10 protein-coding genes are annotated in these 9,529 nt (G+C 69.9%); 5 read left to right on the top strand and 5 right to left on the bottom strand.

What is annotated here, in order from left to right; translation table 11 throughout:
* Positions 1–1,256, top strand: a 1,256-nt coding sequence (locus HV826_RS34980) for a type VI secretion system contractile sheath domain-containing protein (RefSeq protein ID WP_176421362.1), incomplete at its 5' end; no start/stop codon positions are given.
* A 91-nt stretch (positions 1,257–1,347) separates the two neighbouring features.
* Here the strand turns inward: HV826_RS34980 and HV826_RS34975 are convergent.
* From HV826_RS34975 to HV826_RS34965, 3 genes are all read right to left on the bottom strand, one after another.
* Positions 1,348–1,878, bottom strand: a complete 531-nt coding sequence (locus HV826_RS34975; protein ID WP_176421361.1) for a GNAT family N-acetyltransferase — start codon at positions 1,876–1,878, stop codon at positions 1,348–1,350.
* A 90-nt stretch (positions 1,879–1,968) separates the two neighbouring features.
* Entirely contained in the window at positions 1,969–3,279 is a 1,311-nt protein-coding gene (locus tag HV826_RS34970) for a PQQ-binding-like beta-propeller repeat protein (protein ID WP_176421360.1), read from the bottom strand.
* Between the two features lie 35 nt (positions 3,280–3,314).
* A complete protein-coding gene (locus HV826_RS34965) occupies positions 3,315–4,562 on the bottom strand; it encodes a phospholipase D-like domain-containing protein (RefSeq protein ID WP_176421359.1) in 1,248 nt (415 codons plus the stop codon).
* A 146-nt stretch (positions 4,563–4,708) separates the two neighbouring features.
* Between HV826_RS34965 and HV826_RS34960 the strand changes: the two genes are divergently transcribed.
* Together HV826_RS34960 and HV826_RS34955 are read left to right on the top strand one after the other, a co-directional pair.
* Positions 4,709–5,437, top strand: a complete 729-nt coding sequence (locus tag HV826_RS34960) for a hypothetical protein (RefSeq protein WP_255217564.1) — start codon at positions 4,709–4,711, stop codon at positions 5,435–5,437.
* Between the two features lie 155 nt (positions 5,438–5,592).
* Positions 5,593–5,763: a hypothetical protein gene (locus tag HV826_RS34955; protein ID WP_176421357.1), complete on the top strand. Its 171-nt coding sequence runs from the start codon at positions 5,593–5,595 to the stop codon at positions 5,761–5,763.
* Positions 5,764–5,861: 98 nt separating this feature from the next.
* Here the strand turns inward: HV826_RS34955 and HV826_RS34950 are convergent, their stop codons facing one another.
* Positions 5,862–7,082, bottom strand: a complete 1,221-nt coding sequence (locus HV826_RS34950; RefSeq protein WP_176421356.1) for an ABC transporter permease — start codon at positions 7,080–7,082, stop codon at positions 5,862–5,864.
* A 19-nt stretch (positions 7,083–7,101) separates the two neighbouring features.
* On the bottom strand, positions 7,102–8,328 hold the full coding sequence (locus HV826_RS34945) for an ABC transporter permease (protein ID WP_176421355.1): 1,227 nt from the start codon (positions 8,326–8,328) through the stop codon (positions 7,102–7,104).
* Between the two features lie 498 nt (positions 8,329–8,826).
* Between HV826_RS34945 and HV826_RS34940 the strand changes: the two genes are divergently transcribed.
* Both HV826_RS34940 and HV826_RS34935 read left to right on the top strand, forming a co-directional pair.
* Positions 8,827–8,982 (top strand): hypothetical protein, encoded by a 156-nt coding sequence (locus HV826_RS34940; RefSeq protein WP_176421354.1) that lies wholly within the window; start codon positions 8,827–8,829, stop codon positions 8,980–8,982.
* Positions 8,979–9,371 (top strand): hypothetical protein, encoded by a 393-nt coding sequence (locus tag HV826_RS34935; protein WP_176421353.1) that lies wholly within the window; start codon positions 8,979–8,981, stop codon positions 9,369–9,371. The genes HV826_RS34940 and HV826_RS34935 overlap by 4 nt, the downstream gene beginning before the upstream one ends.
* The last annotated feature ends 158 nt before the right edge of the window (positions 9,372–9,529 follow it).

The following is a 9,529-nucleotide window of genomic DNA, read 5'->3' as shown; positions in this document are numbered from 1 at the left end:
CGCCCGCCCCCACCGCTCCGGCCGAGCCCACCGAAGCCAACGAGGACCTGGTGGAGACGCTCCTCAGCCGCGCCGACGCGGGCACGCCCGCCGCCGCGTCCCGGGCGGTGGATGCCTTCCTGCGCGCCCTCAATCCGCGCATGCCCGCCACGCCCGCGCCCGTCGTCACGCCGGAGGCCGCCACCCGGCAGACGGCCCGGGCTTTGGTGGAAGAGGCGCTGCTCCTCACGGCGAAGGACCTGCTCGGCGCCGAGCCCGTGGCCCACCTGGAGTCCGCGTGGCGCGGCCTCAAGTGGCTGTTGGACCAGGTGCCCGCGTCCTCGGGCATCACCGTGGAGGTGCTGGACGTGGCGCGCGAAGGGCTGCTGGACGCGGTGCAGGGCGCGCTGGACGCCGAGCCCTTCGAGCGCCCCGACGCCGTCTTCCTCGCGGATGCCACCGACGACGTCGCCCTCCTGGGCAAGCTCGCGGCGCTGGGCGAGCGCGCGCAGCTCCCGGTGGTGGCCGCCGTGTCCGCGCCGCTGCTGGGCGTGGCGCAGGCGGAGCTGGCCGCGGCGCTGGAGGAGGAGCTCGAGCAGGTCTCCGAGGCCTGGACGGCGCTGCGCCAGGACGAGTCCGCGCGCTGGCTGTGCGCCGTCATCAACCGCGTGGTGGTGGCCAGCGAGGGGCGCGGCGCGGCCCGGCGCGTGAGCTTCACCAGCCCCGCGCTGGCGGTGGCCGCGATGCTGGCGGCCAGCTTCCGGGACACCAGCGCCTTCGCGCGCATCATGGGCCAGCAGGGCGGCCTGAAGGCGCCGGCCATGTGGGAGCTGTCCACCGGCCGCGACACCGGGCTGAGCCTTCCCACCGAGCACTTCCTCCCCATCCGGGCGCAGGCGCGGCTGGAGGAGCGCGGCATCCTGGGCCTGGGCAGCGGGCGCAACGCGGACGCGGTGCTGCTGGCCGCCGCGCCCATGGTGTTCGGCGGGGGCTACGCGGTGCCGCTGCCCGCGCAGCTGCTCACCGGGCGCATCGTGCGCTTCGCCACCTGGGTGCGGGACCAGCTCCCCGCGGGCACGGGCGGCGACGACGTGGACGCCATCTTCTCGCAGGCCGCCGAGGTGTTCCTCTTCCGGGGCGCCACGGAGAACGGGCAGCTGCGCGGCCAGCTGGTGGCCACGGACAACGGCCGCGGCGTGCACGTCACCGCCACCGTCCGCCCGGAGCACGCGGGCACGCGCTTCCAGCTCGCCTTCACCCTGCCGCTGCGCGGCTGAAGTCAGTCCGCCTTGAGGCGCAGCACGTAGCCTTCGAGGAACACCGTGGGCAGGTCCAGGTCGCCTTCACCCTGCCGCTGCGCGGCTGAAGTCAGTCCGCCTTGAGGCGCAGCACGTAGCCTTCGAGGAACACCGTGGGCAGGTCCAGGTCGCCCACGGGTTCGCGCACGTAGCCGCGCCGCAGGTACATGCGCCCCACGCCCTCCACGCCCCGGCGGACGTGGAGGCACACGGTGTCCACGCCCCACTGGCGGGCCAGGGCCTCGGCGGCGTCCATGAGGGGCCGGGCCAGCCCGGTGCCATGGTGGCTCACGGCGGTGGCCAGGCCGCGCAGGTTGGCGGCGTTGGGCAGCCAGGCCTCGGAGCCGGGCGCGCCCGGCTTGAAGAGCGCGACGGTGCCCACCACCTGCCCGTCCACCTCGGCCACCAGCACGGTGGCGACCTCGCGCCGGGACGCGACGTCCCGCAGTTCGCGCTTGCGCTCGTCGTCATAGACGACGTCCGGATGCTTCTTCGCGTACTGGGTGAGGAAGGCCTCCACCAACAGGTCCCCCACCACCGCGTCATCCTCGGGCCGTGCCTCGCGCACGAGGGCCCGCTCCACGACATGCCGGGTGTCCATGAGCCGACTCTACGACTGGCCGCGCGCCCGCGCGATTTCACCCCTGCCAGCCCCGCTCATGTCTGCGTGCAGGCGGACACTGCGCCCGTGTCACCACGCGCCCAGGGTGCCAATCAGGTTGCCCGTCTTCGCGTCGAAGACATCCAGCCACACCCAATGCGGAACATAGACGCGCCCACCGTACTGCCGGATTCGGGATGTGCCCGAGCCGCTCTTCGAGTTGGGGATGGGGACGTCCCACCCCACGCGCCCCGTCCGCAGGTCCCTGCGAACGAGTTGCTCTCCGCCTTCCTTCAACGCGTAGACCATGAAGAGCGCGTCCTCGGAGAACTCGATGACGTCCACCGTGGACTCCTTCACGTTCCGGGGGTCCATGTCCGCGACGTTCTCCGTCCAGAGCGCGGGCTTCTCGCCCCGCCGGAACACCGACACCATGGGCACCCGGCTCCCGGGGTTGCGCTCTCCCAGCGCGACGTCCAGGTCCTCGAGTTTGTAGACGTGCTCCGCGCGGAAGCCAGGGACGGTGGGGAGGTTGCGCGGGCGCGCACACGGGACGTCGCTCTTCCTGAACGCCGGAAGGAAACAGGCGTGGTGGTTCCATTTGGCCAGCGCGCAGGCAGGCGGCGGCTCGATGGCGGGCCGGGCCGTCGCCGTCTTCGTGTTGAGCAGGAGGTTCTGCCCATCCACCACCTCGACCCAGACGGACTCGGTGTCCTCCTCGGGGATGCAGAGCCGGCCAGGCTTGTCCGAGAGCGCCACCCGCCCGAGCGCCTTGCCTGTCCCAGGCTCGAGCAGGTGCACCGCGCCCGGCTCACTCATCACCAGGCGGCCGCCCTGGTGAACGACGTGCACGGTGCCGGACAAGTCCGAGGCCGTCCCCTCCAGGTCCGCCTCCCAGAGCAGGTCGAACGATTTCCCATCGAACGCGGCGACCTGGTTGCGCGTCTCCGTCTTCCCGGCGACGGAGCTGAGGCGACGGATACGGCCGATGATGTCGTCCGTTCCATCGCCGTTGAGGTCCACGGCGAGGGGAACACCCTGGGAGTCCCATTGGAACTTCGCCTTCTCCACCACGAGAGGCGCCGCGACGACGGGAGACGGCCCCGGCCCGCGCGAGGGGATGGGCCCGTCGGTGAACTCCGTGGCGGAATTGACGCTGTAAAAGACCACGAGCCCCGCGATGAAACAGACCGCCAGGGCGCCTCCCACCACTAGGCCTGCCGAGTTCTGTCCCGCCTCCGTCGAGGCCGGCGCCTGATACTCGGGACGCGGCGCCTTCTCACCCTGCGTGTCGATGGAGGCGTTGCAGTAGCCACAGGTGTAGAGCACCCGGCCTTCCTCGAGGACGATGGGCGCATGACAACGAGGGCAGCGAGGCGACGTCGGGCGGGCACGAGCCATGCCCGATTTCTACCATCCGGCCCTGCACGGCGGCGTCAGAGATAGTTGCTGATGAACCACGGCAGCCGCTCACCCAGCTTCTGCAAAAGCCCACGCCGCTTCCACCCGCTCCAGTGGATTTCTCGAGAGTGGCGTATATCTTTCTCAAAAGACGCGGCGAGCTGCGCCGCCAGCGCCACGTCCTCCACCACCACCGAGCACTCCTCCAACGTCGTCAACGCCAGCGGGTCCAGGTTGGTGGAGCCCACGACGGACAGCGAATCATCCACCAGCATCGTCTTGGAGTGCATCATGGACAGCTCGTACTCCCAGATGCGCACGCCGCCTTCCAGCAAGCGCGCATAGGACGCCCGCTGCGCCGCGTGGACCGGCCCGACGTCGTGGTGCCGCCCGGGCACCAGCACCCGCACGTCCACGCCCTGCTTCACCTTCTCCAACAACATGTCGCTGATGGCGTCGGAGGGAATGAAGTACGAGTTGGCAATCCACAGCCGCTCCTCCGCCGCCGCGATGGTGAGCAGCGTCATCCGCCGCGCATCCGACAGGAAGCGGTTGTCCGTGCTGGCCACGAAGCCCGCGCGCGCGTCGCCCGCGTAGCGGGGCTCCGGGAAGTCCGTGGCCGGCAGGAAGTCTCCACCGGCCTCCTGCCAGTTCTGGGCGAAGGCGACCTGCATCTCCTTCACGGCCGGGCCCTCCACGCGGATGTTCATGTCGCGCCAGTACTCCGCGCTCTGCGCATTCCCCATCCAGCTCTTCCAGATGCCCCAGCCGCCGGTGATGCCCACCTCGCCATCCCGCACCACCATCTTCCGGTGGTTCCGCGCCCGGAGGCGGACCGCATCCAGGGCCGCGAAGTCGCCCTGGATGGGCCGGAAGTAGCGCGCGTCACAGCCGCTGGCCGCCAGCGCGGGAATCACCGCCTCGAAGTTGACGCTGCCCAGCGGGTCCACGAGCACGCGGCACGCCACCCCGGGCCGCCGCGCCGCCAACGCCCGCACCAGCCGGTCCGACGGCTCCCCGGGCCGCCAGATGTAGCTGGTGATGTGGATGCTGGAGTGCGCGGCGAGAATCTCCTCCTCGATGGCGTCGAAGATGAAGCCGTTCTCCACCAACTCCACGCGGTGGCCCGGCACCAGCGCCACGCCCAAGGACTGGAAGAACGCGAGCGAGCGCGCCTCCGGGCTGCTCCCCGGCAACGCGCGCAGCCGCAGGTCATGCCGGTGATTGGGAGCGGGACACCCGGCGGCAATCAACGCCACGGGCACGAGCCAGGCGAGCTTCACCGCCGGAAGCTAAGCGCCCCTGGCCCGCGGCGCACCTGCCGGTGTCTCACGGAAGACACCCCGGCACGCGCGGCCGGCACCGCTCCACCGTGGGGGTGGAAGCCCCCGCCCTGCGTGCGCACCTTCGGGACACACCGCGTGTCGCCATGCCCAACGTGCCCTCACACCGACGCTCCACCGCCGCGTGCACGCTGCTGCTGGGCTGCCTGCTGCCCGCATTGAGTCACGCGGTCGCCGCGGACGCCCCGCTGCGCGACGCGCCACCTGCTGAAACACCTCCCAGGGACCTGGACACGCCCGCCGCCCCCTCACCGGAGAGGGCGGCGGTGCCCACGTACATCGAACCGGAGGACGTCCCGCTCCCAAAGGGGGCCTGGGTGGCGCACGGCGGGCTCGCGCTGCTGCCCGTGGCCGGCGTCTGGGGCGCCAGCCGCGTGGGCGGGGACACGCGCGTGGGCGCCACGGCGGCGCAGACGGCGGCGGGGATGCTCCTGGGGGCCATGCCCTCGCGGCTCCTCTTCTTCCGCCCCTCGGCGCCCAGCCCGGGGCGGTGGATGGAGCTGGAGACCGTGGCCTTCGGCGGCGGCTTCGTGCTGACCCCGCCGCTGACGGCGCTCGGGACGTGGGGCCTGGGCGAGCTCGCCTTCGGCGAGAGCCACCACCCGGGCCGCGCCTACCTGGGCGCGCTCGGCGGCGCGGCCCTGGGCACGCTGTTGGGCGTCATCGTCCACGAGGCCCTGGTGAAGCTGTCCAAGCCCAGCGCCCGCTTGATGAGCGGCCGTCGGCTCATCGCCCTGGGATTCATCGGCGTGGGCGCGACGTTGGGCTATCAATGGGCAGGCGGCGGACCTCGCCCAGACGGACACACGCAATAGTTCCGCTGCGTCTGTTTAACACATACGCACGGTGCTTCGCCAAAAGCCCTTTCAGTCTCAGACGCAGCGCGTGTAACACGCGGCGCATTGTGATTGTCAGACCGGGGCTCCACACTCCGCCGCGCTGTATGGACACCGCTGCTGGAGAGACCGCCATGACTGCTCGCAAGCACCTCCGAATCGCCGTCGTCCTCACCGCCGCCGCCGCCGTGCTGGGCCTGGGAATCACCATGACGCCGGCCACGGCCGTCGCCGACGACTGCCAGCCGCCCTGCTGGAAGGACCCCTTCACCGGGAAGTTGATTTGCGGCACCCCGTGTCCGTAGTCCACGGACGCACGTGCTGAAACACCTGGGGCCTCCTGCCGCACCGCGCGGAGGAGGCCCCGTTTCATTCCCAGCCCTTGGGCCGCACCCGCGCGGTGTCAGTCCGTCCGCATGGCCTCCACGGGGTCCAGCTTCGCGGCGCGCGCGGCCGGGTAGATGCCGAACAGCAGGCCCACGCCGCTGCTCATGGCCAGCGACAGCACCACCGCCCAGGCCGGCACCTGCGCGGGCAGCCCCACCATCCACTTCGCCAGCTGCGCCAGGCCCATGCCCATGCCCACGCCCAGCACGCCCCCCACCAGCGACAGCACCACCGCCTCAATGGCGAACTGCGCGAGGATGCGCCGCTTCTTCGCCCCCAGCGCCTTGCGGATGCCAATCTCCCGGGTGCGCTCCGTCACCGCCACCAGCATGATGTTCAGGATGCCGATGCCGCCCACCAGCAGCGACAGCATGCACACGCCGAAGCTGGCCGCGGAGATCACCTTCGAGATGTTGTTGAACATCTCCGTGGCGCTCTCGTTGGAGAACACGAAGAAGTCATCCTCTTCCAGGGGCTTTAGATTGTGGCGCCGCCGCATCAGCAGCGTCACCTCGTCCTGCGCGCGCTGGAGCACCTCCGCCGACTGCGCCTGGATGCTCACCCGGTAGTTGCGCACCCCGAACAGCGCCTTGTAGACGGACAGCGGCATCATCACCTGGTTGTCCTGGCTGCCTCCGCCCATGAAGCTGCCGCGGCGCTTGAGCGTGCCAATCACCTGGAAGCTGCGCCCCAGGATGCGGATGTGCTGCCCCAGGGGCTGCACGCCCGGGAACAGCGTGTCCGCCAGGTCCTGGCCAATCACCGCCACGCGGCGGCCATCCAGGTACTCCGCGTCCGTGAAGGGCCGCCCGAACTCCACCACCACGGAGTTCGTCTGGAAGTACTCCGGCGTGCCGGCCCACACCGTCACGTTGGGGCGCGACTCGCGCTGCTGCGTGGACACCTTCTGTCCACCCTTGGAGTCCTCCGCCGCCGCCAGCAGCACCGACGGCTGCAGCCGGATGGCCTCCAGGTCGCCCTCGTGCAGCCGGGGCCGCCGCGCCAGCTCCGCCAGGGACAGGTTTCCGCCGAAGGGCAGCCGCTGCACCTGGAAGCAGTCGGAGCCCAGCTCGGACATGCTCTCATTCACCTGGATGCGCAGGCCCTCGATGAGCCCCATCATCGACACCACCGTGGTGGCGCCAATGACGATGCCCAGCAGCGTCAGGAAGGAGCGCAGCAGGTTGGAACGGAACGTTCCGAACGCCAGCCGCAGGGTGTCCCAGATTGCCATCATCGCCGCCGTCTCCCGTCCGTCACTCGTGGCGAAGCGCTTCCACCGGATCCAGGTTCGCCGCCCGCGCCGCCGGCCAGATGCCGAACAGCAGCCCCACCATCGCCGCGAACCCCACGCCGGCCACCACCGTCAGCGGCTCCACCGCCGCCGCCAATGGCGTAATCAAGGACACGATGCGCGCCAGCCCCAGGCCCACCACCGTCCCCAGGGTGCCGCCCAGGGCGGACACGCACGAGGCCTCCATCAGGAACTGGAGGATGATGGTGCGCTTCCTGGCGCCCAGCGCCCGCCGGACGCCAATCTCCCGCGTCCGCTCGCGCACCGACACCAGCATGATGTTCATGATGCCGATGCCCCCCACCAGCAGCGTGATGAGGCCCACGCCCGTGGCCGCGCCGTAGAGCGCCCCGGTGAGCTGCGCGTACATGTTGGCCAGCTGGTCTGGCCGGTTGATGGCGAAGTCGTCCGGCAGTCCCGGCGGCGTGTTGCGCTCCCGGCGGAGCACCGCGGTGAGCTTGTCCACCACCGCCGGCGCATGCTCCGGCGACGTGACGGCCACCGCGATGTTGGGCGAGCGCTTCTTGCCGTACTGCGCCAGGAAGGTGCGGAAGGGCACCATCACCACCAGGTCCTGGTTCTCTCCCAGGATGGTGCCCTTGGCCTCCAACGTCCCCACCACGCGGAAGGGCTTGCCCTCGAAGAGGATGCGCTGCCCCACCGGGTTCACGCCGGGGAAGAGCGAGCGCACGAGCTCCGCGCCGATGACGGCCACCTGCGCCCGGTTGTCCACGTCCGCGTGGGTGAGGAAGCGGCCCCGCTCCAGAATGAACGAGCTCACCGTGGCGTAGTCCGGCGTGGTGCCCACCAGCACCACCGAACCGATTTTCCGGTCCAGGAAGCGGGCCTCCACGCGCTCGAAGAAGAGCGGCGCCGCGGCCAGCACGTGCTCGGACGCGTTGAGGATGGGCGGCACCAGGTCCGCGCTCAGGTCCTTGCGGTTGCGGTACGTCCACCAGTCGCCGTTGAGCGTCCAGGGGAACTTCGAGATTTGGAGCGTGTTGGCGCCAATGCTCGAAAGCTGGTCCTCGAAGGAGCGGTTGATGCCCTGGATGATGCCGACAATGGCCAGCAGCGTACACACGCCCACGCCAATGCCCACCGTCGTCAGCACGGTCCGCAGGCGGTTGGAACGCAACGAGAACAGCGCGATGCGCGCCCCCTCCCACACATCGACCCGGATACTCACGTCAGGTTCTCTCCGCTGCGTTGCACGTCGCGCTGGTTGCTACGCGCCCCGGAACGGGTGATTGCACGCGACATTCCCTCGGCGCAAACCCAGCGTGCTGGAAATCCGTCCGGGAGCCCAGGCTTCCGCACTGCGTGTGGACCGGAGTCACACGGAGCTCGGCACGCGACGATGCAGGAGGTCGAAGCTGGCTCGGCACGCAGCCCAGCCGTCCCTCCCGGAAAGGCGTCTGCCTCAACACTTGAGTGAATCCGTCATGACGGATGAAGCGCGCGCCGCCGAGCCAATTTAATCCGATATAACGGATGAATGTCCGCATCCTGAGTCTTTTGAATCCGTTATAAAGGACTATATGGGGGTCCCTCTCCAGGCGCAGAGCAGGAGGGAAAGGTCTGATGCCGTTGGCCAGCGTTCCTCGATGACGTGCGACCCATGGGCAGTGCTCGCCGCTGGTGGCTGCGGCGACTCGGACAACCCCTGTAGGACAAGACCATCGCCGTGCTCAAAACGGATTGCACCGTCCGCCTCGCGCCCACCTTCGGCTTCGCTCCGATGAAGATGGACCTCGGCGGCATCACCCGCACCACGACGTGGGAAGGGTACGAGGCCGGTGGAGCAGTCGACTGGGATGCGCTCCTCCGGAGCTTCGGATGAAGCGCGCTGACGTCGCCCGGATGACCTCGCTCGAACGAAAGGCGCTCATGGAAGAGCTCGCCGCGATGGTCGCCAGCGGGGAGCTCAGTCTCGGAGACGCCTCGCGAATCCTTCGCGGCACGATGCTGGGAATGGACCGGAAGACCTTCGCGCACGCGGTGAAGCTCTCCACCAGCGTCGTCGCGAAGCTCGAGGACGAGCCAGACGCGAACCCGACGCTCGAGACGCTCAACAAAGTCTTCGCGCCGTTCGGAGGAAAGGTCGCGTTGACGTTCCCCCGCCTCGAGGAGCCACCTCCCCTCGATGATGCGGAGAAGCAGCGTCGAGCGATGCTCCGCGCCGCGCTCGCGAAGAGCAAGCGGCAGCGGCGGCGCTCGACAGCACGGTAAGCCGCTCGACAGCGGGGCATGACGTGCTTGCCCGGTGAGGGGTTTCTCCTGGCGGCGGGGGCCCCGTCCAGGGACCGGGCCAGTGGTCTTCTGATAGGAGCATCCCCACCTTCCCCCGGCACCCCGTCCATGTCCTGGGAGCCACCGCGACACATGGC

Origin of the sequence: Myxococcus sp. AM010 (assembly GCF_013372585.1) — a bacterium.
GTDB lineage: Bacteria > Myxococcota > Myxococcia > Myxococcales > Myxococcaceae > Myxococcus > Myxococcus vastator.
Note: the sequence above shows the minus strand (reverse complement) of the source record. Positions and strands in the feature narration are given on the sequence as shown.